The sequence below is a fragment of the Desulfovibrio piger genome (assembly GCF_951793255.1).
In the GTDB taxonomy this organism is placed as follows: domain Bacteria; phylum Desulfobacterota; class Desulfovibrionia; order Desulfovibrionales; family Desulfovibrionaceae; genus Desulfovibrio.
The window spans coordinates 1100912-1125754 of record NZ_OX636706.1 but is presented as its reverse complement, the minus strand read 5'-3'; the positions used below and the strand labels follow the sequence as shown (position 1 = coordinate 1125754).

General features: G+C 64.4%; 20 protein-coding genes. 16 read left to right on the top strand and 4 right to left on the bottom strand.

Translation table 11 applies throughout. The features are described 5' to 3' along the window. Nucleotides 1-263: 263 nt before the first annotated feature. The 6 genes from Q4I12_RS05175 (at nucleotide 264) to Q4I12_RS05150 (ending at nucleotide 4285) form a co-directional block, all read left to right on the top strand. Entirely contained in the window at nucleotides 264-740 is a 477-nt protein-coding gene (locus Q4I12_RS05175; RefSeq protein ID WP_302260854.1) for an AtpZ/AtpI family protein, read from the top strand. An 11-nt stretch (nucleotides 741-751) separates the two neighbouring features. After that, on the top strand, nucleotides 752-1168 hold the full coding sequence (locus Q4I12_RS05170) for a hypothetical protein (RefSeq protein WP_239463801.1): 417 nt from the start codon (nucleotides 752-754) through the stop codon (nucleotides 1166-1168). 40 nt (nucleotides 1169-1208) lie between these two features. Then, nucleotides 1209-1913: a F0F1 ATP synthase subunit A gene (gene atpB / locus Q4I12_RS05165; protein ID WP_040369730.1), complete on the top strand. Its 705-nt coding sequence runs from the start codon at nucleotides 1209-1211 to the stop codon at nucleotides 1911-1913. Between the two features lie 87 nt (nucleotides 1914-2000). Further along, on the top strand, nucleotides 2001-2324 hold the full coding sequence (gene atpE / locus Q4I12_RS05160) for an ATP synthase F0 subunit C (protein WP_006007371.1): 324 nt from the start codon (nucleotides 2001-2003) through the stop codon (nucleotides 2322-2324). Between the two features lie 378 nt (nucleotides 2325-2702). Beyond that, a complete protein-coding gene (locus tag Q4I12_RS05155; RefSeq protein ID WP_072336188.1) occupies nucleotides 2703-3347 on the top strand; it encodes a redox-sensing transcriptional repressor Rex in 645 nt (214 codons plus the stop codon). A 359-nt stretch (nucleotides 3348-3706) separates the two neighbouring features. Next, nucleotides 3707-4285, top strand: a complete 579-nt coding sequence (locus tag Q4I12_RS05150) for a nitroreductase family protein (protein ID WP_297139165.1) — start codon at nucleotides 3707-3709, stop codon at nucleotides 4283-4285. Nucleotides 4286-4654: 369 nt separating this feature from the next. On the opposite strand, the gene Q4I12_RS05145 is transcribed toward Q4I12_RS05150, so the two are convergent. Both Q4I12_RS05145 and Q4I12_RS05140 read right to left on the bottom strand, forming a co-directional pair. Continuing rightward, on the bottom strand, nucleotides 4655-6214 hold the full coding sequence (locus Q4I12_RS05145; RefSeq protein ID WP_437438851.1) for a cobyrinic acid a,c-diamide synthase CobB: 1560 nt from the start codon (nucleotides 6212-6214) through the stop codon (nucleotides 4655-4657). An 80-nt stretch (nucleotides 6215-6294) separates the two neighbouring features. Further along, complete coding sequence (locus Q4I12_RS05140) at nucleotides 6295-7575, bottom strand: IMP cyclohydrolase (protein WP_278337909.1); 1281 nt, start codon at nucleotides 7573-7575, stop codon at nucleotides 6295-6297. Between the two features lie 214 nt (nucleotides 7576-7789). Between Q4I12_RS05140 and Q4I12_RS05135 the strand changes: the two genes are divergently transcribed. The 6 genes from Q4I12_RS05135 to Q4I12_RS05110 all read left to right on the top strand — a co-directional run bounded on the left by Q4I12_RS05135 (nucleotide 7790) and on the right by Q4I12_RS05110 (nucleotide 16550). Beyond that, nucleotides 7790-8152 carry a hypothetical protein gene (locus tag Q4I12_RS05135; RefSeq protein ID WP_204625674.1) on the top strand — a complete coding sequence of 121 codons (363 nt, stop codon included), beginning with the start codon at nucleotides 7790-7792 and terminating at the stop codon, nucleotides 8150-8152. Nucleotides 8153-8435: 283 nt separating this feature from the next. Next, entirely contained in the window at nucleotides 8436-9914 is a 1479-nt protein-coding gene (locus Q4I12_RS05130) for a phosphotransferase (RefSeq protein ID WP_168934777.1), read from the top strand. Then, nucleotides 9911-11245 carry a CDP-glycerol glycerophosphotransferase family protein gene (locus tag Q4I12_RS05125; RefSeq protein WP_204625672.1) on the top strand — a complete coding sequence of 445 codons (1335 nt, stop codon included), beginning with the start codon at nucleotides 9911-9913 and terminating at the stop codon, nucleotides 11243-11245. Before Q4I12_RS05130 ends, Q4I12_RS05125 begins: the two co-directional genes overlap by 4 nt. A gap of 36 nt (nucleotides 11246-11281) precedes the next feature. Continuing rightward, entirely contained in the window at nucleotides 11282-13822 is a 2541-nt protein-coding gene (locus Q4I12_RS05120) for a YidC/Oxa1 family membrane protein insertase (protein WP_302260844.1), read from the top strand. A 295-nt stretch (nucleotides 13823-14117) separates the two neighbouring features. Beyond that, nucleotides 14118-15395: an adenylosuccinate synthase gene (locus Q4I12_RS05115; protein WP_302260843.1), complete on the top strand. Its 1278-nt coding sequence runs from the start codon at nucleotides 14118-14120 to the stop codon at nucleotides 15393-15395. 261 nt (nucleotides 15396-15656) lie between these two features. Next, nucleotides 15657-16550: a DNA polymerase III delta subunit-related protein gene (locus Q4I12_RS05110; protein ID WP_302260842.1), complete on the top strand. Its 894-nt coding sequence runs from the start codon at nucleotides 15657-15659 to the stop codon at nucleotides 16548-16550. A gap of 311 nt (nucleotides 16551-16861) precedes the next feature. On the opposite strand, the gene Q4I12_RS05105 is transcribed toward Q4I12_RS05110, so the two are convergent. Continuing rightward, nucleotides 16862-17332, bottom strand: a complete 471-nt coding sequence (locus tag Q4I12_RS05105) for a hypothetical protein (protein WP_302260841.1) — start codon at nucleotides 17330-17332, stop codon at nucleotides 16862-16864. A gap of 254 nt (nucleotides 17333-17586) precedes the next feature. Between Q4I12_RS05105 and asnS the strand changes: the two genes are divergently transcribed. After that, on the top strand, nucleotides 17587-18951 hold the full coding sequence (gene asnS / locus Q4I12_RS05100) for an asparagine--tRNA ligase (RefSeq protein WP_302260840.1): 1365 nt from the start codon (nucleotides 17587-17589) through the stop codon (nucleotides 18949-18951). A 467-nt stretch (nucleotides 18952-19418) separates the two neighbouring features. Continuing rightward, nucleotides 19419-20414, top strand: coding sequence for an IS30 family transposase (locus tag Q4I12_RS05095; protein WP_302260839.1), 996 nt, complete (start codon nucleotides 19419-19421; stop codon nucleotides 20412-20414). Between the two features lie 52 nt (nucleotides 20415-20466). Here the strand turns inward: Q4I12_RS05095 and hemW are convergent, their stop codons facing one another. Beyond that, nucleotides 20467-21633: a radical SAM family heme chaperone HemW gene (gene hemW / locus Q4I12_RS05090; protein WP_302260838.1), complete on the bottom strand. Its 1167-nt coding sequence runs from the start codon at nucleotides 21631-21633 to the stop codon at nucleotides 20467-20469. 190 nt (nucleotides 21634-21823) lie between these two features. On the opposite strand from hemW, the gene Q4I12_RS05085 reads away from it, so the two are divergent. Next, nucleotides 21824-23323 carry a leucyl aminopeptidase gene (locus tag Q4I12_RS05085; protein ID WP_302260837.1) on the top strand — a complete coding sequence of 500 codons (1500 nt, stop codon included), beginning with the start codon at nucleotides 21824-21826 and terminating at the stop codon, nucleotides 23321-23323. Continuing rightward, nucleotides 23324-24841 (top strand): uroporphyrinogen-III C-methyltransferase, encoded by a 1518-nt coding sequence (gene cobA / locus Q4I12_RS05080; RefSeq protein ID WP_204674030.1) that lies wholly within the window; start codon nucleotides 23324-23326, stop codon nucleotides 24839-24841. Nucleotides 24842-24843: the final 2 nt, after the last annotated feature.

Sequence of the window (24843 nt, the reverse complement as noted above, 5' to 3'; positions counted from 1 at the left end):
TCGCACGGTACGGATTTTTGACGCTTCCGGGGTTTTCGATCCTTTTTATAAAATATGTCAGATAGTTAAAAAACAATTTATTTTTCAATAAGATAGCGCAACACTTCACAAGGTCTTCCAGACGGGGAGCCGGTGCAAATCCACAAATTGCATTGACGCAGCGATGCCATTGTGATAATTTGTACATTGACACGGCTTCAGGGGGTCCAAAGGATTTTGCGATCCTCACCCGCCCGTCATCACAGCCGAAGGCAGGAGAAAACGTGTCACTGAAGGACATTTTCAAACAGCAGAGCAAGGGCATGGAATCCCTTGCCACCACGGGCACCATCGGCATGCATATGGTGAGCGGCCCGCTGGTGGGTTTCGCCATAGGCTACGGACTCGACGCCTGGCTGGAGACGGGTCCCTGGCTGAAGCTGGTCTTCCTGGTCATCGGGATCATCGCCGGTTTCATGAACGTCTATGAGGATACCCAGCGTCTGCTGCGCAAGATGTCCCGCGAAGAAGAACAAAAACGTGCCGAAGCCCTGGCCGACAGGCCGGAGCGCGTCACGGTGAAGAAAAAAACGGTCGTCCCGGACAGCATCGCCCGGGCCTGCGCGGCGGAAACCGCCGCCGTCAGCCGGGAAACCGGCGGCAGGGCCCCCAGTGCGCAGCTGCGCACCGGCACGACCAGCCCGGAAGCCCCCGAGGGCGAAGGCACGAAGACCGGCGGTCACGACCGCAATGACGGATAATGTTGGGACCCTTGCTGAAAGATATTGACAACTGGCTCTGGCGTCGGGGTATAAGTCATCCGGTCATTCTGCCGCTGGTGCGGAATTTGATTTTGTTTACCGGCATTTGCCTTGGGATGGGCGGCGTCGGTTATGCGCACATGCCCGGCCTGTTCTGGTTTGGCGTGGGCGCGGCAATGATTACTTGGACTTTTTGGGGATTGGCCCGCTTTTTCTTGCGGCAGCCCCTTGGTGAATACAGTACGGCGTTCCTGCGCGTGGTGCTCTTGCGCTGGGGAGGCAGACTGGCCGTACTGGCCGTGGTGACCTATGTGGCCCTTGCAGTGTGCGGGGCGCCGCTGACGGCCCTGCTGGGAGGGTTGGCCGCCGCCACGGCATTGGCGCTCATTACCTACGCGTGGGCAAGCCGCGCGGCCGGAAAGCGCTAGCGCCGGATTTTTCACCTTAACCGAGCAGGAGGCATGTCTCATGGCTGGTGGTTTGCCGCATCCGGTATTACTCTCCACGTTCTGCAACATGGACCAGATCACGATCGGCGGACAGGTGGTGGAATTCAAACATGTCTTCTACTCCTGGGTCTGTATGGCCGTGCTCTTCGTGGTGGCCTATCTCGTGCGCCGTCGCCTGACCCTGGTGCCCGGAGGCATGCAGAACTTCTTTGAAGCTCTCATCGACACCATCGAGAACTTCATCTGCAACACGATGGGCGAGGCCGGCCGCCGTTTCGTGCCGCTGCTGGCCGGTATGTTCATCTACATTTTCGGCATGAACCTGCTGGGCCTGATCCCCGGCTTCGACGCCCCCACGGCCAACCTGAACACCACCGTGAGCATGGCCCTGTTCGTGCTCGTGTTCTACAACGCCCTGGGCATCATCCGCTGGAAGGCGCACTACGTGCACCACTTCACCGGGCCCTCCAAGTTCCTCATCCCGCTGATGTTCCCCCTGGAGATCGTGTCGCACCTGTCGCGTCCCGTCTCTCTGTCTCTCCGTCTTTTCGGTAACATCCGCGGTGAAGAAATCGTTATGGTGCTCTTCTTCATCATGGCTCCCATCCTGGGCACCATCCCGATCTACGCCCTGTTCCTGCTGGGCAAGACCATGCAGGCCTTTGTGTTCTTCATGCTGACCATGTTCTACATCAAGGGCGCCATCGAGGCCCCGGAACATTAATCAGCCCGCTGCCCTTGCGGCAGCCCCGAATATGTGGGGAATGGTCGGAAACGACCCAACTTATACAAACTGTTGAAGGAGTGTCACATGCGCAAACTTCTGATGATCGCCCTGAACACCGTGGCCCTGCTGGGTATGGCTTCCATGGCTTTCGCCGCCAACCAGCTTGATTCCGCTTCCCTGGGTTACACCTGCCTGGCCGCCGCTCTCGGCATCGGCATCGCCGCTTTCGGTTGCGGTATCGGTATGGGTCTGGGCCTGAAGGGCGCCTGCGAAGGTATCGCCCGCAACCCTGACGTGAGCGGCAAAGTGACCGGTACCATGATCCTGGCCTTCGCCTTCATCGAATCCCTGGCCATTTACGCCTTGGTTATCAGCTTCATCCTGCTGTACGCCAACCCCTATGCGTAGGCCGTCCAGGCAGTAATGCTGCAACGGGGGGACTTCGGTCCCCCCTTTTTTTTGATCCTGCGCAGGCCGTGGTTGTTCGCCCCTTCACGGAATTATTTCATAATGTAACAAAATGTCTTTTTTTCTGCGGACCGGCCTCAACCCCGGGTGCTGAAAGGATGTCCCTAAACTTTTAAAAATATTTTCTAAAATCCAACTTTTTTCCTTTTCCCCCATTCACACCGCCAGCAGACTGATTATATTGGCATATCATTTCGCCAGCCCGGGCATGCAAGGAATAAAGGTTGTATTTCCGGTGCTTGCGGATTCTTTTTTTTTCCAGTAAATTGAAAAGACTAAATTTCACAAAAGCATCACAAGCTTGAGCAGGTATTGATTATGCCCACGGAACCCAAAAGCAAACACATCCCCCGCGCCACGATCCAGCGCCTGGCCACCTATGTGCAGGTGCTGGAAAATTTTGCGCGCGACGGCGTTGAAGTCATCTCCTCCAACCCCCTGGCCGAAGCCTGCGGGGTCAACGGCTCCCAGGTCCGCAAGGACCTGGCTTACTTCGGCGAATTCGGCATCCGCGGCGTGGGCTATCACATAACCTCCCTTATTGCGGCCATCACCTCCTCCCTGGGGGTCGACCGCGAATGGCGCATGGCGCTCGTGGGCGTCGGCAACCTGGGCAAAGCCATCCTGAACCACGGTGAATTCCGCGCCCGCGGCTTCAACATCGTGGGCATCTTCGACTGCGACCCCTTCAAGATCGGTGAGATCGTCCACGGTCTGGAAGTGCACTGCACCAAGGACCTCAAGGCCATGGTGGCCGAGCAGAACATCGAGATCGGCATCATCACCACGCCGCCCGAACGCGCCCAGCGTGCGGCCCAGCACCTGATGGATGCGGGCATCACCTCCATCCTCAATTTCGCCCCGGCGCGCATCAAGACCCCGGACCATGTGCATGTGGAGTATGTGGACTTTTTCCACCATCTCTACGCCCTGGCCTTCGATCACACGAGCCAGCACCGCTAGGCCAGGCCGCCATGATTTTTCAGGGGGGATGCCCACAGGCGTCTCCCCTTTCTTATCTTTGACCGCCCACAGGCCATACGCCCAGGCTCTGCATGGCGCCGTGCCCGAGAGCTGCGGACGGCACGATGGCTCCCCTACGGCCCAGCGCAGGCAACTTCCGCGGCCCCGTTTGCGTGACTGCCGGTCTGTTCGCCCTGCCGCCAGCATTTCCCGGCCGTGTCGCCACATCGTATCCCGACCATGCCTTCCGCTTCGCCGCAGCCGCTCTGCCCACGGTAGACGCGTGCTCCGGCAGGTGCTATTTTTTTCTCCTCCCCGCCGGGCGATCCCGGCGATCCCTTCTCACCTGCGGAGCCCATATGGATTTCAAGCAACTGGCACTGGCGGCCCGTACCTGCCGCCGTTTCGAAGAAGAGCGTCCGCTGCAGATGGCGGATCTGGAATGGCTGGTAGACTGCGCCCGCCTGACCCCCTGCGCCCGTAACGCCCAGCAACTGCGCTACAGCCTCGTGGGTCCCGGCGAGACCTGCCGGCGTCTGTTCGGCATGACCAAATGGGCGGCGGCCCTCAAGGACTGGGGGGGGCCCTTCCCCGGTGAGCGCCCCACGGGCTTCATCGTCATGAGCATGCCCAAGAACGCGGGCGACCTGGTCTGGCTGGATACCGGCATCGCGGCCCAGACCATCCAGCTGGCGGCCTCCAGCCGTGACTGGGGCTGCTGCATGATCGCCTCGTTCGACCATAGCGGCGTGAGCGAGCTGGTCCAGCTTCCCGACGAGCTGCGCCCCACGCTGGTCCTGGGCCTTGGCGTGGCCAAGGAAGTGCGCCGCGTGGCCGACGTACCCGAAAGCGGCGCCCTGGGCTACTGGCGTGACGCCGAACAGGTGCACTATGTGCCCAAGCTGGCCCTGGACAAGCTCATCCTGAACCGTTTTTAGGAACGCACAGGACACACTGGGGGGAGCCCCATATCTCTGCTGCCGGGCCCCACAAGAGGCCTGCATCAACCATGGGCAGGCCCTTCGGGCTGCCTCCGGTCACCGCTCCCTTCCCGCATCCTCCGTTCCCCCACAGCAAAAAAGGCAGCGTTCCCGGAGCCAATATTCCGGGAACGCTGCCTTTTCCATCTCATCAACACCAGACAGGCCGCTATCCGTTGATCGTACCCGCCATAGCACTGTCAGCAGGCCCGCCATATCCTGCGACGCCTCCTGATAAAAGTTTTTGGAAGGGAAAGGGGGGAGCATGAGGGGGGAGAGGGAGAACCTTTTTCCAAAAAGGTGTCCCTCTCCCCCCTCATAAAAATGCTATCCTCCCATCCGTTCCTGGCGGTAGCAACGGGCCAGCTCCACGAAACGGGGGGCCCATCCGGGCACTGCCGGGGCAAAGATATGACAATAGGCGGCCCAGACCCGGCCGCTCACCAGACCATCCCGGCCGTGGCCCTCGGCATCGCGGCCCATGCCCGTGCCCTTGCGCAGGCGCAGGGCATGATCCAGACGGCCGCTGACGGCGGCAGGCTCGTGGCAGAGGGAGTAGTGGAACTCATGTCCGCGCAGGACAGAGCCCTGGGGAAAATAGGGATTGGGCAACACCACGTCGGCCCGCACATAGCCCAGGCCCTGCGGCTTGGGGCAGAAGCGGGTCTCCACGGGAAAGATGCCGCTCATGGGCCAGCGCTGTCCGTCGCGCTCCAGAGCCGAAGCCAGGACCATGAAGCCGCCGCATTCGGCGTAGATGGGCAAGCCCCTGGCGGCCAGTGTACCCAGCCGGGCCAGATGCGGCGAAGCGGACAGCTCCCGGGCCCAGTCTTCGGGGAAACCGCCGCCCAGATACAGGCCGTCCAGCTCCGGCCACGCCGCGTCATCCAGCAGGGAAAGGCGTACCAGCTCCGCACCGGCCCGGCGCAGGGCTTCGAGGTTCTCCTCATAATAGAACCACAGGGCCCGGTCGCGCACATAGCCGATGCGCGGGGCATCCGCCCGGGGGGACGTCCCAGCCCCGGCAGCGGGGGCCGGAGCCTCGGAGCAGACCACAGGCTGCCCTTCGCCGGAAGAGGCCACAGCGCCCTCCCCGGCCCAGGCGGTCTCGTCCCAGAAATCCGGCTCTTCGGGCAGAGCGGGCAGGTCGTCGGCGATGGACAACACGCGGTCCATATCCACATGGTCGCGCACCACATCGGCCAGTTTTTCCAATATCTCTTGGGCCTGCGGGCTCAGATCGTCACCGCACAGCGAGGCGAGCCCCATGTGCCGTTCCGGCAGGGGGTTCTCGCGCAGGCGGGGAATGGCCCCCAGCACGGGCACGTCCGTGTAGGTGGTGATGGCCTCACGCAAAATGCCTTCATGCCGGGCCGAGGCCACCTGATTGAGCACCACGCCCGCCAGACGCAGGCCGGGCTCGAAATTCCGTACCCCGGCCACCAGGGCAGCGGCCGTGCGGGTCATCTTGGTACAATCCAGACTGAGCAGCACCGGGCAGTCCAGCGTGCGGGCCAGTTCGGCCGTGGCGCAGGAGCCGCGCACGTCCATGCCGTCAAAAAGGCCGCGGTTGCCTTCCAGCAGGGCCAGCCGGGCCCCGCTGCGCCCCATCACATGACGGAACAGGGCCCGCAGACGCGCGGGGGACAGGAAATAGGGGTCCAGATTGCTGGCCTGCCGTCCGGCCGCCAGCGAGAGCCAGGCCGCGTCGATATAGTCCGGGCCTTTCTTGAAGGGCTGGACGGCCAGCCCCTGCCGGGAAAAGGCCCGCGCCAGGCCCAGCGAGAGCAGGGTCTTGCCGCCGCCCCCGGACAGGGCGGAGATGCAGATACGGGCGGACGAGGCCCCTGCGCGGGGCGTGCGGGGATGGGAAGACACGGCGGGCATCCTTGGCTGACGGGAAGGCGGCAGGGCCGCGGGTATGAAAAAAGGGCACGACACCGGCCGGTGTCGTGCCCTGCGGGAGACTAGTGCTTGAAGGAACGCTGACCGGTGAAGACCATGGCCACCTGCGGGCTGGCTTCGTTGCAGGCCGCGATGACTTCGGTGTCACGCATGGAGCCGCCGGGCTGGCCGATGGCGGTGACGCCCTGGGCCATGGCGGCGTCCACGCCGTCACGGAAGGGGAAGAAGCCGTCGGAGATCAGCACCGTGCCGGGCAGACCGCCGCGGGCTTCCTGGGTACGGGCCTGGATGTCGTCCAGAGCGGCTTTGAGGGCGGCGTCGGTGGCGGCCTTCTGCTTGAGCTCGTAGAAGGAGAGGTTGTGCTCGCGGAAGGCCAGGGTATCGGCGTACTTGGTGTAGGCCTTGTGGATGGCCAGTTCCACGCAGCCCACGCGGTCCTGTTCACCGGTGCCGATGGCCACGGTGGCGCCGTTGCGGGCAAAGATGACCGAGTTGGAGGTCACGCCGGCTTCCACGGCCCAGGCAAAGCGCAGGTCGGCCATTTCCTGGGCGTTGGGCTTGCGGGCGGTGACGGTGACGCCGTTCTTGTCCGTGGCTTCGGCGGGCAGGAAGTCGGCATCGGTGAGGATGCGGTTCACGAAAGATTTCTGCACCACGATGCCGCCGTCGGCCAGGCTCTTGATGTCCAGGAAGGCGGACTGCGTCAGTTCGTCCAGGCGGCCCAGGCCGGGCAGTTCCATGATGCGCAGGTTCTTGCGGCCCTTGAGGATCTCCACGGCGCCTTCTTCATAGGCAGGAGCGGCCACCACTTCGAAGTAGCTGGCGGCCACCATCTCGGCGGCCTCGCGGGTGAAGGGACGGTTGACCACCACCGCGCCGCCGAAAGCGGCGATGCGGTCGCACCAGAAGGCCTTGTCCAGGGCAGCGGCCACGCCGCCGTCGTCCCAGGCAGCGCCGCAGGGGTTGTTGTGCTTGAGGATGATGGCCGCGGGACGCTCGCTGAGGTACTGCAGGATGTTGGCACCGTTGTCCACGTCGGTGAGGTTGGTCTTGCCGGGATGCTTGCCGGCCTGGATCATCTGGGCTTCGGTCATGGCCGACACGATGCCCTGACCGGGGCCACGCCAGCGCAGGCCGCCGCAGGTGATGCCACCTTCACGCAGTTCATACAGGGCAGCGGGCTGGTCGGGGTTTTCGCCGTAGCGCAGACCTTTTTCCTCGTTGTCCAGGGTCCAGACGCGCTTGTGGTACACAAGCTTTTCGTCACCCAGCAAAATGGTCATGGTCTCGGGAAAAGCGTCCTTGTGGACTTTCTTGTACATGGCCTTCAGGTCGGTCGTCATGATGCCTCCAGGTATGCCTAGCAAAAAAGGTGAAAGCGCTTCGCGGCGCGGCAATGGTGTAGCACAAAACGCCCCTCTCCACCAGTGCGTCCCCCGGGGGGAGAAAGGCCCGCCGGCAGGCGCCTTCCCGGCCCGGAGGGGCGCCGGATTTGACGCAGGCCCGCAAATGGGCCATAACGACGGCGCGATATACGCGCTTCTGCCGGAGGAAACCATGGAAAAACTGCTCACCCGCCTTGCCCGCCAGCTGGACGCCCTCGACGAGGCGTCGCTCATGTCGCTGTGGAGCAAGTACGCCACCATCGCCAGCCGTTTCGAACCGACCCAGCGCTGGGAAGAGGCCGTCCTGGTCTTTTCCATGATCCAGGCCAAACGCTACAAGAACCAGCTGTTCAACTATTATTGGGCACAGCAGGCCCAGCCGCATGAAGACGGCCCCGCCCCCGCGGCCCAGCCCCTGGCCCCCGACTTCGACCTGATGCAGGGCCAGGCGGAAGCTCCCGCGCCGCACCGCTGCCGCGTCCTTTCGTTCCGCCCCGCGCCGGGAGATACGGCCCCCTCCCGCAAGGACGACTGAGCCGGGCCCTTCCCGCGCTGCATCCCGCTCACAAAAAACTAACGCTTCGCCTTGTACAGCATGGGCCGGGCCGTCTTCCGCACCTCCCGGCCTGCCCCGTCCGGCGACAACCGCCAGACAGCCCTTGCCTTTTTTTGCGTGTCGTGAGAAACCTCCGCACCCCGGATACGGCATCCGGGATCGCGAACCCCGGGGGATAAGGTTTTCCTGCGCAAGCGCAGTCCCCCTCACCAGCATCGGGGATGTCCGTCACATCCCTGCACAACGCACAGGAGTGGTTCCCATGCGTGCCAACATTCTTTGTGCCGGCTTCGGGACGCGTCTGCGCCCCTTCACCTATCTGAAGCCCAAGCCCCTGCTCAACATCGGCGGATATCCGCTGGTGGAACGTACCATCCGCCAGCTCCATGCCGACGGCGTCACCGACATCGCCCTGGTGGTCGGTTACAAGCACGAATGCTTCAACTATCTTGTGGACAAATACGGCGTCCAGCTCATCATCTCGGCGCAGTATGCCACGGCCAACAACTATTCCTCCCTCCAGCTGGTGGCCCACCGCCTGGGCGACAGCCTGGTCATCGACGGTGACACCTACATCCGCCGTCCGGTGGTGCCCCTGGTGCGTCCCGGGGTCTCGCAGTTCATCTGCCAGCAGACCCAGCAGGGCCATGAATGGGAGCTGATCACCGATGCCGACGACCGCGTGGTCTCCGTGCGCAAGGATTCGCCCTCGGGCTACTGCATGTCCGGCGTCTCCTACTGGACCGAGGAGGCCGCGGCCCTCATCCGCGAGGAACTGGACAGGAGCGGCCCGGACGACTACTGGGAAGACTCCGTCATCCGCATCCTGGACCGCGTGCCCGTCTACGCCACGCGGGTGAAGATGCTGCTCTGCGAGATCGACAGCCTGAGCGACGCCCTTTCCCTGGGCCTGCTGACGCCCGACGAACTGGCCGACCAGTGCTCCGAGACCCAGATGGCCGAAAAGCTCAAGGGCCTGACCAACGACACCTATCACATCCAGCTGGACGGCAAGGGCCTTGTGCTGCGCATCCCCGGCCAGGGCACCGACCAGATCATCGACCGCAGCGTGGAAGCGGCCATGCTGGAGATGGTGAAGGATCTGGACATCACGCCCGAGTGCCACTTCTACGCGGGCGGCATCAAGACCACGGACTTTCTGGAAGGCTACCGCATCCTGAACCACGACACCCTGGACCGGTTCGAGGTGCGCGGGGTGGTGGACATCATGCGCCGCCTGCATGACATCCGCATGCCCGAAGGCTTCCGCGAAAAGTACGGCCCCAGCGCCGTGCTCTCCGTGCTTTCCGAGGTCAAGCTCTACGAACGCCAGAGCGGCGTCAACCTGCTGGCCGACCATGAGCGCAGCCTGTTCTACGATTTCGCCCGCGAGATGGACAGCGACGAGAAGCGCTTCTGCCATCGCGACTTCGTGCTGGAGAACATTCTGCGCAAGGGCGACGACATCAAGCTCATCGACTTCGAGTACGCCTGCTTCTGCTCGCCCTACTGGGACTACGCCAGCTTCGTCACCGAGACCCGTCTTTCCGGCCCCCTGCTGGACGCCTTTATCGAAGCCAGCGGCGCGGACCGCACCCGCCTGCTCAAGGCCATGATCATCGTGGATTACATCTGGGGCCTGTGGGGCTTCTACCGCGAGTGCATCGACTACGGTCGTGGCCGCATCGCGGAAATGGACCGCAACCTGAAACTGCTGCAACGCGGAGAACAACTGGCATGAAGCGCGGTTTTCTGATTTCCGTGGGCGCCTATCTGGGGCTCTGGCTGGTGCTGGAAGCCCTGTTCCCCGCGCCCTCCTACGCCTACCTCGACCCCGGCACGGGCAACGTGCTGGTCTACCTGGCCATCAGCCTGGTGGGTACGGTGCTCTATTTCGTCAAGAACATCGTCTACGCCATCATGGGCAGGGCCAAGGGTGAGCGCCGTCCCGAAAAGCAGCTGCACCACGAGCGCATCCTCATGTTCTCCGAAGGCCGCAGCTACTATTACACCTTCAAGCCCGTCATCGACGCCTTCCTGCGCCGCGGCGTGCCCTTCTCCTACATCACCATGGATGTGGAAGACCCGGCCCTGACCATCGAGAACGACCTCATGAACTCGCGCTACATCGGCACGGGTTCCGCGGCCTTTGCCCGCGCCGCCGGTCGCCGCGCCGACATCATGCTCTCCACCACGCCCAACATCGGCACGCCCGGCTTCCCCATGCCGCGTCCGCGCCGCGTGACCAACCTGGCCCATATCTGCCACGGCGTGGGCGACATCGCCATGTACCAGAAAGGCTCCCTGGACCATTACGACGCCGTCCTGATGGTGGGCGACTTCATGCTGCCCAGCATCCGCAAGGTGGAAGAGCTGCGCGGCCTGCCGCCCAAGGAATGCGTCTCCCTGGGCCTGCCCTATCTGGACGAGCTGGCCGCCAAAGCCCGCAAGAAGGAAGGCCGGAGCACCCCGCCCGTGGTGCTGGTGGCCCCCTCGTGGGGCAACAAGGGCTGCCTCAACATCTGCGGCCCCAACTTCCTGCTGGATCTGGCCAAGGCCGGCTATGACGTGATCCTGCGCCCGCATCCCCAGTCCCTCAAGGTGGAGACCGAGATGCTGGACACCATCCACGAGATGCTGCGCGACTACCCCAACGTCAGCTTCGATACCGAGATGGATGCCACCGCCTCCATGAGCCGGGCCGACGTCATGATCTCGGACAAGTCGTGCGTGCGCTTCGACTTCGCCTTCCTTTACGAGAAGCCCGTCATCACCCTGGACATCCCCGTGCGCAACCCCGAACTCTACGAGGTGGCGGACCTGGGCGTCATCTGGGAAGACACCGTGGCCGCCCGTCTGGGCGAAGTGGTCTCGCCCGAGGACTTCAACAACATCGTGCCCGTGGTGGAACGCGCCCTCAAGACGCCTTCCTCCGCCATCGCCGCCTTCCGCGAGGAATCCGTGGCCTGCTGGGGCCGGAGCGGTGAAGCCATCGCCCAGTGGACCGTGGACACCCTGGCCCGCATGGACGCCGAACACGCGGCCGAAGCTGCCGCCACCAAAACGAAATAGCACGGCCCTTGCCGGATATGCTTTCAAGGAAACGCCATGTCGCTTCTGTATGAAATATTCATCCTGCCCATCGAGATCATCTACCGGGCCATCTATCTCGGCAGCCTCCAGTTCACCCACAACTACGGCCTGAGCATCCTCGTCCTGTCCTGCATCAGCGCCGTGGCCTTCATCCCCCTGGGACGTCTGGCCGTGGGCACCCAGGCCCGGGAAAAGAAACTCCAGATGATCATGGCCCCGCAGCTGGCCCGCATCCGCAAGGAATCCAAGGGGGCCGAACGCCAGCGCCGCATCAACAACCTCTACAAGCGCTATGCCTACCATCCGCTGCTGGCCGTCCGTTCGGCCTTCGGCGTGGCCCTGCAGATCCCCTTCCTGACCGGCGCGTACTACATGATCCTGGGGCTCACCCAGCTGCAGGGCCAGCCCTGCCTGATGATCCCCGACCTTTCGCAGCCCGACGGCCTGCTCTGGGGCGTCAACGCCCTGCCCATCGTCATGACCGTGGTCAACATCATCGCCACGCTGACCACCCCGGGCCTGACGCGCAAGGACACCCTGCAGGCCATCATCATCGCCTTCTTCTTCCTGGCGCTGCTGTACAACGCGGCCTCGGCCCTGCTCATCTTCTGGACCATGAACAACGTCTTCTTCCTGCTCCAGAACCTGCGCCTGCCCATCCGCCTGCCCCGTTTCCGCAAGCCCGGCTTTGCCCAGGGCGGCATGAACACCGTCATGGCCGCCACCATGCGCTCGGTCTACAGCCTGTCCTGCGCCGGTCTGGCCATCCTGATCTTCCTGTACGTGCCCTTCCAGTCCTACGCCAGCGACCCCAACTTCTTCGCCGCCGGTCCCCTGGACGTGCTGCTGGGCATGGTGCGCTACCTTTCGCTGACCTTCTTCGTGGTCTTCGTGCTCTGGCTCTGGTTCCCGGCCAAGGCCAAGACCATCCCGGCCTTCGTGGCCTTCTGGGCCCTGAGCCTCGCCTTCGTGAACCTTTTCGTGCTGCCCGGCCACTTCGGCGCCCTGGACGGCATCCGCTTCCTGCGTGAGGCCGCCCTCACCGGCCCCATGAGCACCTTCAAGGACGGCCTGCTGCCCGTGCTGGTGGCCCTGGGCCTGACGGCCCTGCTGTTCGCCTTCCCCAAGGTGCGCCTGCAGCTGCCGCGCGTGCTCTCCATCGCCGTGTTCTCCCTGGTGGCCCTCACGGCCTGGAACGCCCTGACCGCCGAAGAGCCCGAACAGGCCAAGACCAGCTTCACCCCGCCCGCCTATGTGGCTGACATGCAGTCCTATTCCAAGGACGGCGAAAACGTCATCGTCATCGTCATGGACATGTTCACCGGCGGCCATATCGAGCGGATGCTGGACGACCCCTGGTTCACCAACGGCTTCCGCAAGGGCATGGACGGCTTCGTCTGGTACCCCGACACCATCTCCATGGCCGACGCCACGGTCATGAGCCTGCCCAGCATCTACGGCGGCCACGCCTACAGCCCGGCGGCCGTCAACGCCCGCCGCGACGTGACCCTGGAAGAGAACATCAACAGCGCCTTTGCCGTGATGCCCCGCAACTTCGCGGCCCACGGCTACGATGTCTGCATGCTCAACGGCCTGGAGTTCTTCAACCAGGACTTCTATGAGCGTCACCTCGGCAAGGTGGAGAACGTCACCACCGTGCCCCAGGTCAAGGACGACTTCCAGCTCAAGTACCACCAGGGCACCAGCCTGCGGGACTTCAGCAGCTTCTTCGCCATGCTGGGCCTGTTCCAGGCCTCGCCCAACATCATCAAGCAGAAGATCTACGACGACGGCAACTGGCATGACGCCGGCGACGGCATCCTGGTGGCCAGCATGGACGCCTGCCGCGCGGGCGACGCCTTCTTCCGCTTCGCCTTCACCTCGGGCATCACCACCGATGCCCCGCGCAGCACGGCCAAGGTCTTCTACACCATGCTGTCCCACTACATGTGGCACTACGCCCCCGACCTCAAGGACGGCCAGCCCGAGATCGTGGCCGACCCCTATCCGGCCACCGTGGGCCAGCTCTTCTTCGTCGACGGCCTGCTGCCCGAACACTACTACGCCGAACGCCACCTGCTGCGTTATCTGATGATCTTCTTCGACCAGCTCAAGGAAGCCGGCATCTACGACAACACGCGCATCATCCTGGTCTCCGACCACGGCGAGAGCGACAGCCCCATGGTGCAGCGTGCCTACAACGACGGCAAGGAATACCCCGACGGTACCGTCTTCCAGACCGCGACCTACGCTCCCGGCCGTCCCCACGCCCTCCTGATGGTCAAGGAACCCCATCAGCGCGGCGAGCTGCGCATCAGCGATGCCTTCATGTCCAGCGCCGACGTGCCCACCCTGGCCCTGCAGGGCGTGGGTGCCTCCGACGAGTTCGAGATGCGTGACCCGGCCGCCCTGCCCAAGCCGCGCATCCTCACCCATGCCTGCGGCGGCGCGCGCTGGAGCGAGCACAAGGAGAACGCCTACATCTTCGAACAGTACCGCATGGAAGGCACCCTGTTCGATGCCTCCAAGTGCACGCGTGAAGGCGCCTACCAATAACGGTCCCGCTGCTCCGGCAGCGTCATGAAAGGGGGGAAGGAGCATCCCGGCAGGGATGTCCCTTTCCCCCTTTTTTCGCGGCCCCGGCCCTGCCGGAACGCGGATCTCATAAAATTTTACCCATTTTTCTCCCCCGGCGGCCCCGGCATTTGACTTGTCCGCTGTTAGCGGCTAGAAAAAACTAAGGCATTGCGGCCAACGTTGTTCCCCTTAGTCGTCAGGCTACGGGGTTTTCGCGTGTGGACGACAAAACTTCAGCCTTGGCCCGCGCCATGCGGGCAGTGCAGGTGGATATATGGCAAATACGGTCATTATCGGCGCCCAGTGGGGCGACGAGGGCAAGGGAAAGATTGTGGACATGCTCAGCGCGCAGAGCGGGCTGATCGTGCGTTTCCAGGGCGGCAACAACGCCGGCCACACCATCAAGGTCCAGGGCAAGGAGACCATCCTGCACCTGATCCCCTCGGGCATCCTGCACGAGGACAAAAACTGCCTGATCGGCAACGGTGTGGTGCTGGACCCCTTCGTCTTCCTCAAGGAAGTGGACGAACTGGCGGCCAAGGGCATCGACGTGTCCCCCAGCCGTCTGGGCATCAGCAAAAAGACCCACCTGATCATGCCCTACCACAAGAGCCTGGACAATGCCCGCGAAGCCAAGCGTGCCGGCAAGAAGATCGGCACCACCGGCCGCGGCATCGGCCCCTGCTATGAGGACAAGGCTTCCCGCGTGGGCCTGCGTGCCGGTGACCTCACCAACCCGCAGCTGGTGCGCGAAAAAGTGCATCACGCCCTGCTGGAAAAGAACGTCCTGCTGCGCGAGCTCTACAAGTACGACACCCTGGACGAGAACCAGGTCTGCGAAGAGCTGCTGGCCATCGCCCCGCGCATCACGCCCTATCTGAAGGACGCCTCCTCCGAGATCCAGAAGGCCCAGGCCGCCGGTCAGGACATCCTGTTCGAAGGCGCCCAGGGCATCCACCTGGACATCGACCACGGCACCTATCCCTTCGTGACCTCCTCCAGCACCGTGGCCAGCTCCGCCGCCGCCGGCAGCGGTGTGGGCCCCTCCGCCCTGGAGCGCGTGGTGGGCATCGTCAAGGCCTACACCACCCGCGTGGGCTCCGGCCCCTTCCCCACCGAGCTGGAAGACGACACCGGCCGCTACATCCAGACCAACGGTCATGAGTTCGGCGCTACCACCGGCCGTCCGCGCCGCTGCGGCTGGCTGGACGTGGTCATCCTGCGCGAGACCGTGCGCCTGTGCGGCCTTACCGACATCGCCCTGACCAAGCTGGACGTGCTCCAGAACCTGCCCGCCCTGCAGATCTGCGTGGCTTACGAACTGGACGGCCAGCGTCTGGAATACCCCCCGCAGGAAGAAGGCGCCCTGGGCCGCGTGAAGCCCATCTATGAAGAAATGCCCGGCTTCGAGGACGACATCAGCCAGTGCACCAGCGTCGAGCAGCTGCCCGACAACGTGCGCGCCTACATCGCCCGCATCGAAGAGCTCACCGGCGTGCGCGTCTCCTTCATCTCCGTGGGTGCCGACCGCGCCCAGACCATCGTCCGTTAAGCGTTCGCGCTTGAGATAGATCCTGCGAGGGGGGAGAGGGAAACCTTTTTGAAAAAAGGTTCTCCCTCTCCCCCCTCGCGCTCCCCCCTCTCTTTTCCAAAAACTTTTATCAGGGGGAGCTTGGACCATGACGGCCGGCGGCGTATGCCGCCCTGTCCGGCCGGTCCTTTTCCTTCCAACCATCTTTGGTGGAGCCTGAGGCGCATCAGGGCAGTCCTGCCATGTGCGTGACCGTCACGCTCCCGCACCGCGAGGGACGCCATGCCGCTTTTCCAGGACATCAGCACGCCGGACTTCGACCGCATCCGCGAGGTGCTCCACCGCCTGGCCGCCAACCCGCCGCAGGTCCTGCTGCTGGAAGGCGGCACCGAGCCCCAGCGCCTGGCCGCGGCCCGTTACTGGGCCGCCTGCGCCAACTGCCAGCAGCCGGGCGGCGAGGGCGGGCCCTGCCTCATCTGCCCCACCTGCATGCAGATCGATGCCGGTGAGCATCTGGACGTGCTGGCCTACGACGGCCGCATCAGCAATGCCGACGACGAGGCCCATCCCGGCCCCATCCGCGCCCTGAACATGGACAACATCCGCGAGCTCAAGCAAAAGCTGCGCGACGCTCCCCACGGCCAGGGCCGCCGCGTGGTGCTGCTCATGGGCGTGGAACAGAACCGCAGCAATGCGGCCAATGCCCTGCTCAAGGCGCTGGAAGAACCCTCGCCCTCCTCCTGCTTCGTCCTGCTGGCCGCCCAGCGCGAACAGCTCCTGCCCACGCTGGTCTCGCGCTCCCTCTGCCTGACCCTGCCCTGGCCCGACAGCCTCTCCCGTGATCCGGCCCTCCAGCCCTGGGAAGAGGCCCTGGCCCTGTTCATCACCAGCGGTCGCGGCCTGTTCGAGCGCACCGGCGCCCGCAACGCCCTGGACGCCCGTCTGGCCGGGCAGATACTGCTGGCCTGCCAGAAATCCATGAGCCGGGTCATGTCCGGCAATGACGACGCCCTTTGCCCCCTGGACACGGCCCTGGCCCTGCTGCCCCGCGAGAAGCGCGTCCAGTGCTGCTTCTGGTTCAACGAGGCGCAGGAGGCCCTGGGCTTCAACGTCACGCCCGCCCGCGTGCTGGAGGCCCTGGCCGCCCGCTTGCACGTCACCCGCATGGGGAACTGACCTTTTTCCCCTCCGCTTCCTGCGTCTGTCCCGGTCTGCCCCATGACGGCACGGCTGCTTGCAGCTCCCCCGACCACCCGTCATGACGGATATCCGCGTCCTGGCGGAGCACGGGACGCCATGAGCGCGTTTTGGGGAGGAAGGGGGAGCACGAGGGGGAAGGAGGCCCTTTTGTCGCGCCAGCCAAAAGGGCCTCCTTTCCCCTCGTCAACACATCTTCCCGCGTGCATGTCCTGCCATGCAAAAAGCCGCCGTCCCCAAGGGGACAGCGGCTTTTTCAACAGCGCAGAGCGAGCTTTTCCCAGAAAAAACTACTTCCAGAGGTTGCTGTACTTGACCGAGAGACCGTCGGTGCGCTCCACCAGCCGGTTGACCAGGGTGTCGATCTCCTCATAGGTCAGGGTGCCCACTTCGCGGGCCAGCAGATAGCCCAGGTAGCCTTCGCCCTGGGTGAAGGTCCAGCAGATGGAGTACACGGAGCCCACGCCCGGACGGCCGGGGAATTCGGACTGCGTGCTCACCAGCAGGCGCATCTTGGGCATGTCCTTGTCCGTGAGGCTGAAGAGGTTGCTGCCGTTGAAGGCTTCCTTGAGGCGCATGCCCAGGCGGGCACCGATGCTGTCCGTCCCTTCCAGCTCCACCCAGACGGGCGTGCTGCGGGCATCGACTTTGGCGGGCTTGTCGGCCTTGGGCGCTCCGGCCTGGGGGGTGGCCGCCTGGATCACGGGGGCCGTCAGGGCCAGCATCAGGACGCACAGGGCCAGCGTGGCGATCTTTTTCATGTCCGAGTCTCCTTGTTTCATGACTGCCGGGGATGGAGGGCAGTCCTATCCCTCCATCTAAGCACGTTCCCGCCCAAAAACCAAGCTCCATCCCCCGGCGCCGCCCCGGCTCCCGGCCTTGAAGGGCGCCGTCTTTGCCGTTATAGTAGCGTGTTGGGGTGCGTTCCGCTCACAGGACCGCGTCCCCTGTCCCGAACATACGGCAAGAGCCTTATCCATACACATTCTACCTTTTTGCGACACAAGGAGTCGTCATGCAACGCACCCTTATCGTCAATGCCCTGGCCTCCGAGGCCCCGCAGCGCCAGATCACCGTCTGCGGCTGGATCCGCACCCGCCGCGATGCCAAGGACTTCAGCTTCGTGGAGATCAACGACGGTTCCTGCCTGACCAACATGCAGTGCATCGTGGATGCGGGCACCGCCGCCCACGAAGGCCTGGGCGATGCCAACACCGGCGCTTCCGTGGCCGTCACCGGCGAGCTGGTGGCCTCCCCCGGCAAGGGACAGAAGTGGGAAGTGCGTGCCGAGAGCATCCGCGTGTTCGGCCTGGCCGATCCCGAATCCTTCCCCCTGCAGAAGAAGCGCCACTCCGACGAGTTCCTGCGCGGCATCGCCCACCTGCGCATGCGCACCAACAAGTACGGCGCGGCCTTCCGCATCCGCTCCGAAGCGGCGCGCGCCGTGCATGACTACTTCCACAGCCAGCACTTTTCCTGGGTGCATACGCCCATCCTCACCGGTTCCGACTGCGAGGGCGCGGGCGAGATGTTCCGCGTGACCGCCCTGCCCGCCGGTGAAAAGGATCTTTCCAAGGACTTCTTCGGCCGTCAGGCCAACCTGACCGTGTCCGGCCAGCTGGAAGCCGAAGCCCTGGCCCTGGGCCTGGGCCGCGTCTACACCTTCGGCCCCACCTTCCGCGCCGAGAACTCCAACACCCCGCGCCACGCCGCCGAGTTCTGGATGATCGAGCCCGAGATGGCCTTTGCCGAACTGGAAGACATCATGGAGCTGGGCGAAGGCCTGACCCGCCATGTGGTGGACCATGCCCTGACCCGCTGCGAGAGCGACCTCAAACTCTTCGACAACTTCGTGGACAAGGGCCTCATCGACCGCCTGAAGGGCATGCTGGCCCAGCCCTTTGCCCGCGTGTCCTACCGGGAAGCCATCCACATCCTGGAAGACAGCGGCAAGGAGTTCACCTTCCCCGTGGCCTTCGGCGTGGACCTGCAGACCGAGCACGAGCGCTTCCTGGCCGAAGAACACTTCCGCCGTCCCGTCATCGTCTATGACTATCCCAAGGAGATCAAAGCCTTCTACATGCGCGGCAATGACGACGGCGAGACCGTGGCGGCCATGGACGTGCTGGTGCCCAGCATCGGCGAGCTCATCGGCGGTTCCCAGCGTGAAGAGCGCCTGGACAAGCTGCTGGCCCGCATCGCCGAGATGGGCCAGAAGCCCGAGGACTACTGGTGGTATCTGGATCTGCGCCGCTTCGGCAGCGTGCCCCACGCCGGTTTCGGCATGGGCTTCGAACGCCTGCTGATGATGCTCACCGGCATCACCAATATCCGCGACGTCATCCCCTTCCCCCGCACTCCCGGCAGCCTGGAATTCTAGGCAAGGGCCCTGCGGCGGCAGGCATGGTTTGAGGGGAGCCCCCTCAAACTCCCTCTCCAGCGCACTTTCGCCGGGAGGGACGTGTCCCCCGCCATCCTGATGGCGCCCGGGTCCACAGCATCGCAACACCTAAAAACGGCCGGCATCCTTTGCAGGATGCCGGCCGTTTTTATCGGGACGATGTCTGCCAGCTTAACCTGTCCGCAGCCTGTTTAGGAAAGGGTCCGGCCTCCTCCACCCGCCAAACCTTTCGGGAGACCAACGCCAACGGCTGCCCGGGGCGCTCCCGGCATTGTCCAGGGACCGGAGCAAAGGTTTTGGGAAGGGAGAGGGGAGCACGAGGGGAGAGGGAGCACCCTTTTTCAGGCAGATTGTAAATTGAAACGCAACACGGGGCTTGCGTAAAACAGGAAGACCCACAACAGTCAAGGTTGGAAAAAAACAAACCTCACAATGAGGAGACTGTCGTGGGTCATCACCAGCTTACACAAACACATCGGGAAATACTAGCCAGCCTCATTGCCGGGAATCTTTCCATTCGGAGAATAGCGGGGATCTTGGGCTACGCGCCTTCCAGCATCAGCAGGGAGCTGAAACGCAACAGCGGGAAAGACGGGAAATATCAGGCGGATATGGCGCAACGCAAGGCTGTCTGGCGGAACACGAAGGACAAAAAGGCTTCCAGGCGTACACCCGAGCTGGTGGCCTACGTCCAGGAAAAACTCCGGGAACGCTGGTCTCCCGAACAGATCGCGGGGCGCTTGCGTCTGCAGGCCGCCTGCCTCAACCTTCCCTTGATAAGTTTCAAGACTATTTACCGTTGGATACAGAAAGACAGCGATTCCAGCAAGGTACGGCCTTTCAAGGGGTATGGGAAATATCTTCGTCTGAAGCGGCCAGGAAAAGTCTTTTCCAGGCGCACCAAGTCCGCTGTTCGCTATCTGCCCGATTTGCCGGACATAGACGACCGCCCAGGCGCCAATATTTATGGTCACTGGGAATGCGATCTCATACATGGTCATCGGCATTCAGGCTATATCCTGACGGCTGTGGAACGCAAAAGCGGCTTTCTCATGGCTGCATTTTGCCGGACGCGAAACGTGGAGTGCGTCTCTTCCTGCCTGAAGGAGCTGTTTTCCTGCGTCCCCGCACGCTATCGGCACACCTTGACCTATGACAGGGGCAAGGAGTTCTTCGGCTTCCGGCAGGTCGATGAGGCCCTTCAGGTAAAAAGTTACTTCTGCCATCCGGGCTGTCCGGGGGAACGTGCGCTGAACGAACAGAGCAACGGCCTGTTGCGGCAGTTCTTTCCCCGAAGGAGGGATTTTTCCCGGCTGACCAATGAAGAGATAGCAAGGGCGGTGGCTCTCATAACCCACCGCCCAAGAAAGAAGTTCGGTTATCTTTCGACTGTCGAGCAGCTGCGGGAAAAGGGTATCCTGCTTGCGGTGCAATTCATTTGACAATCTGCCCAAAAGGGTGTCCCTCTCCCCTCGTCACGTCACCCATCGTATTTTACATCCCCAGCTCGTCCAGACGCTCGAACAGATCGGCCACCACGGCATTGGAGACCAGCAGGCCCTGCGGCGTGAGCGCCAGCCTGACCCCGTCCAGACGGGCCAGACCGGCGGCGACCAGCTCGCGGCACCAGTCGCCGTGGTCGGCCATGAAATCCCGGTCGCTGAGGGACGTGTATTCCGCCAGTCCGAAGCCCGCACAGGTACGCAAGGAAAGCATGAGCCGCTCTTCCAGCCGGATGCGCGGCGTGATGGCCTCGGCATCATGGTCGGGACGTCCGGCGTCGATGTCGGCCTGCCAGCGCGCCTGATCGGGCGTGTCGGTCCAGCGGCGGCCCTCCAGGGTGGACGTGGCCGCCGGGCCCAGGCCCAGATAGTCGGCACCCGTCCAGTAGCCCATATTATGGCGGCTGAAAAAGCCGGGGCGGGCGTAGTTGGAGATCTCGTACTGTTCCAGGCCGTGCGCGGCCAGCAGGCGGATGCCTTCCAGATACATGCGTTCCTGCTCGTCATCTTCGGGCAGGGAAAGACGCCCGGCGCTCCAGTCGCGTTCCAGCGGCGTGCCCTCTTCCAGCGTCAGGCCATAGGCCGAGACATGCTCCGGCTCCAGGGCAAGGGCGTCTTCCAGCGTGGCCAGCCAGTGGGCCGTATCCTGTCCCGGCAGGCCCCACATGAGGTCCAGCCCCAGATTGCGGCAGCCCGCGGCCCGCAGATGCTCCACGGCCCGCAGCACGTCGGCGCGCCGGTGCGGCCGTCCCAGCAGGGAAAGGAAACTGTCGTCCATGCTCTGCACGCCCATGGAGATGCGGTTGATGCCCGCGGCCAGATAGGCGTCCACGGCCCGGCGGGCCAGCAGGGATTCGGGATTGGCCTCCATGCTGATCTCGGCCCCGGCCGCCAGATGGAAATGCCGGTCGATGCGCTCCAGCACGGCGGCCTGGAAGTCGGGCGGCAGCAGGCTGGGCGTCCCGCCGCCGAAAAAGACGCTCTCCACCGGCCGCCTGCCCAGGCGCGCGGCCCAAAGATCCAGCTCGCGCAGCAGGCTGTCCCGGTAGGCCGCCACCCGGGGCGAACTGTCGGGCGAGGCAGGGCCCAGCGGCAGGGAGTGGAAGGCGCAGTAGCGGCAGCGGGAGCGGCAGAACGGGACGTGGATGTAGACGAGCATGACGAAAGGGGATGCGGATGGGCAGGGATGACGGCACAGGCCGGAGAGGAAAGGGCCCCGGGACGGCAAAGCGCCTCGCGGCTTGGCAAAAACGACGGCACAGCGTATATTCTGCTCCTCGCGATGGCAACCCGCCGTCGCCGTCCCGCGCTGCGGGACGCCCGTTCATCTCGATGCTTCGGAGAAATTTATGGACATCCGTTTTCAATGCCTCGGCCCCGACCAGTGGAAGGCCGAGATTCTCATAGTGCCTGTCTGCCAGGGCGAGAACATGCTGGAAGCCTGCCCCGCGCTGGACAATCTGGCTCCCTGGCTGGCCATCGCGCCCGCCATGCGCGACTTCCAGGGCAAGAAGGGCCAGCAGGCCCTACTGCACGGCCATCCCGAACTGCGCGTGCCGCGCGTGCTGGCCATCGGCCTGGGCGCCCGTGAAGACCTGACCACGGACGACATCCGCACGGCCGTGGCCACCGGTGTGCAGCGTGCTCACGAACTGGGCCTGGAATCCATCCTGCTGCTGGAACCCCAGCTGGCCACCCTGCCCGGCGGCCGTGAGCGCCTGGTGGAAGAAAGCGTCTACGCCGCCTGCCTGGCCCTGTACAAATACGATCTCAAAAAGCCCGCCAAGGACGCCCCCGCGGCTCCCCAGTGGCTGGCCGTGGCCTTTGAGGGCGATTTCGTGCCCGACGGCGGCCAGCAGGCCGCCCGCCGCGGCGAACGCGCGGCCGAGGCCGTGTGCCTGGCCCGCCGTCTGGACAACACGCCGTCCAACCTGCTCTCTCCCGCCCTGCTGGCCGAAGAAGCGCAGAAGCTGGCCGCCGATGCCGGTCTCAAGTGCACCGTGCTGGACGAGAAGGATCTGGCCGAAGCCGGCATGAGCTGCCTGCTGGCCGTGGGCCAGGGCTCTGCCCGTCCGCCGCGCCTCATCGTGCTGGAGCATGCTCCCGAAGGCCATGAGCAGGAAAAGCCCCTGGTGCTGGTGGGCAAGGGCATCACCTTCGATACCGGCGGCATCTGCCTCAAGCCCGCTGCCAACATGCACGCCATGAAGGGCGACATGAGCGGGGCCGCCGCCGTGCTGGCCACGCTGGTGGCCTGCGCCGGGGACGAGCTGCCCCGCCGCGTGGTGGGCATCATGGCCTGCGCCGAGAACATGCCCGGCGGCAATGCCATGCGCCCCGGCGACGTGGTGCGCGCCGCTTCCGGCGATACCGTGGAGATCCAGAACACCGACGCCGAAGGCCGTCTGGCCCTGTGCGACGCCTTGGATTACGCCCAGAAGCAGTGGACGCCCGCGGCCGTGGTGGACATCGCCACCCTGACCGGCGCCTGCGCCGTGGCCCTGGGCACGCAGGTGGCGGGCCTGTTCTGCGATGACGACGCCCTGGCCGAGCACATCCGTGCCGCCGGTGCCGTGGGCGGTGAGAATTACTGGCCCCTGCCCCTGTGGAAGGGCTACGAAGACAACCTCAAGAGCGAGGTGGCGGACATCTGCCACATGGGCCCGCGCGAAGGCGGGGCCATCCACGCGGCGCTCTTCCTCAAGCATTTCGTGCGTGAGGGCGTGCGCTGGGCGCATCTGGACATCGCCGGCGTGGACTGGGCAACCAAGAAGACGGCGCTCTGCCCCGTGGGCTCCACGGGCTTCGGCGCCCGCACCTTGCTGGAACTGGCGCGTGGAGGCGTATAAATGAAGGTCTATCTTATCGGAGCCGGTCCCGGCGATGCCGGGCTGCTGACCCTGAAGGGCCGTGACGCGCTGGCCTGCGCGGACGTGGTGGTCTATGACGCACTGGCCAACGACTCGCTGCTGGGCCATGCCCGCCCCGATGCGGAGCGCATCTACGTGGGCAAGGTGGCGGGCAACCATGCCCTGCCCCAGCACGAGATCAACGCCCTGCTGGTGCGCAAGGCCAAGGAAGGCAAGGTGGTGGCCCGCCTCAAGGGCGGCGACCCCTACATCTTCGGCCGCGGCGGCGAAGAAGCCGAAGAACTGCTGGCCGCCGGCGTGCCTTTTGAGGAAGTGCCCGGCATCAGCAGCACCATCGCGGCCCCGGCCTATGCGGGCATCCCGCTGACCCACCGCAATTTCGCCTCGTCGGTGACCATCATCACCGGCCACGAGAACCCGGACAAGCCCGGTTCCGTGCACAACTGGAAGGCCCTGGCCGCCAGCGCCTCCACCCTGGTCTTCGTCATGGGCATGAAGAACCTGCCCGACATCGCCCGGCACCTGCTGGACGCGGGCATGGATCCCGACACTCCGGCCGCTCTGGTCTACCGCGGCACCACGCCCTACCAGCGCAGCCTGGTGGCCACCATCTCCACCCTGCCCCAGGCCGCCGTGGACAACAAATTCAGCAATCCCTCGGTCATCGTGGTGGGCAAGGTCTGCTCCCTGCACGACCAGCTGGGCTGGTTCGAACAGCGCCCGCTGTACGGCCGCAGCATCGTGGTCACCCGCGCCCGCGAACAGGCCAGCGGCCTGGCCCAAAGCCTGACCGAACTGGGCGCCAACGTCATCCAGTGCCCCACCATCGAGATCAGCCCCCTGGCCGATTACAGCGAGCTGGACGCCGCTGTGGCCCGTCTGGCCGAATACGGCTGGATCATCTTCACCTCGGTCAACGGCGTGCGTCACTTCTGGAAGCGCCTGGCCACCTGCGGCCGTGACAGCCGCGCCATCGGCCAGTGCAAGGTGGCGGCCATCGGCCCCGCCACGGCCGACGCCCTGCGCGAACGCGGCATCGAGCCCGACTTCATCCCGGCCCGCTATGTGGCCGAGGGCGTGGTGGAAGGCCTGCTGGCCATGGGCCCCGTGGCCGGCGTCAAGATGCTCCTGCCCCGCGCCGCCAAGGCCCGCGAAGTGCTGCCCGACGAGCTGCGCAAGGCCGGGGCGCAGGTGGACGTCATCGCCGCCTACGAGACCGTGCCCGCCGCCGCCCGCAAGGACGAAGTGCTGGCCGCCATGCAGAACGGCACCCTGGACTGCGTGACCTTCGGCTCTTCCTCCACGGTGGAGAACTTCCTCTCCCTGATCCCGGCGGACGAGCTGCGCGCCCATCCTGAAGTGAAGCTGGCCGCCATCGGCCCGGTCACGGCCAAGACCCTGGCCGACAACGGCCTGCCCTGCCACATCCAGCCCGAGGCCTACACCATCCCCGCGCTGGTGGAGGCCCTGAAAGCTCACTACAGCCCGCAGAGGTAAAC

Bases quoted from the DNA above. Each gene is read 5' to 3' on its own strand.
- atpB (WP_040369730.1), top strand. From the start codon at position 1,209: ATGGCTGGTGGTTTGCCGCATCCGGTATTACTCTCCACGTTCTGCAAC.
- atpE (WP_006007371.1), top strand. From the start codon at position 2,001: ATGCGCAAACTTCTGATGATCGCCCTGAACACCGTGGCCCTGCTGGGT.
- Q4I12_RS05155 (WP_072336188.1), top strand. From the start codon at position 2,703: ATGCCCACGGAACCCAAAAGCAAACACATCCCCCGCGCCACGATCCAG.
- Q4I12_RS05150 (WP_297139165.1), top strand. From the start codon at position 3,707: ATGGATTTCAAGCAACTGGCACTGGCGGCCCGTACCTGCCGCCGTTTC.
- Q4I12_RS05145 (WP_437438851.1), bottom strand. From the start codon at position 6,214: ATGCCCGCCGTGTCTTCCCATCCCCGCACGCCCCGCGCAGGGGCCTCG.
- Q4I12_RS05140 (WP_278337909.1), bottom strand. From the start codon at position 7,575: ATGACGACCGACCTGAAGGCCATGTACAAGAAAGTCCACAAGGACGCT.
- Q4I12_RS05135 (WP_204625674.1), top strand. From the start codon at position 7,790: ATGGAAAAACTGCTCACCCGCCTTGCCCGCCAGCTGGACGCCCTCGAC.
- Q4I12_RS05130 (WP_168934777.1), top strand. From the start codon at position 8,436: ATGCGTGCCAACATTCTTTGTGCCGGCTTCGGGACGCGTCTGCGCCCC.
- Q4I12_RS05125 (WP_204625672.1), top strand. From the start codon at position 9,911: ATGAAGCGCGGTTTTCTGATTTCCGTGGGCGCCTATCTGGGGCTCTGG.
- Q4I12_RS05120 (WP_302260844.1), top strand. From the start codon at position 11,282: ATGTCGCTTCTGTATGAAATATTCATCCTGCCCATCGAGATCATCTAC.
- Q4I12_RS05115 (WP_302260843.1), top strand. From the start codon at position 14,118: ATGGCAAATACGGTCATTATCGGCGCCCAGTGGGGCGACGAGGGCAAG.
- Q4I12_RS05110 (WP_302260842.1), top strand. From the start codon at position 15,657: ATGCCGCTTTTCCAGGACATCAGCACGCCGGACTTCGACCGCATCCGC.
- Q4I12_RS05105 (WP_302260841.1), bottom strand. From the start codon at position 17,332: ATGAAAAAGATCGCCACGCTGGCCCTGTGCGTCCTGATGCTGGCCCTG.
- asnS (WP_302260840.1), top strand. From the start codon at position 17,587: ATGCAACGCACCCTTATCGTCAATGCCCTGGCCTCCGAGGCCCCGCAG.
- hemW (WP_302260838.1), bottom strand. From the start codon at position 21,633: ATGCTCGTCTACATCCACGTCCCGTTCTGCCGCTCCCGCTGCCGCTAC.
- Q4I12_RS05085 (WP_302260837.1), top strand. From the start codon at position 21,824: ATGGACATCCGTTTTCAATGCCTCGGCCCCGACCAGTGGAAGGCCGAG.
- cobA (WP_204674030.1), top strand. From the start codon at position 23,324: ATGAAGGTCTATCTTATCGGAGCCGGTCCCGGCGATGCCGGGCTGCTG.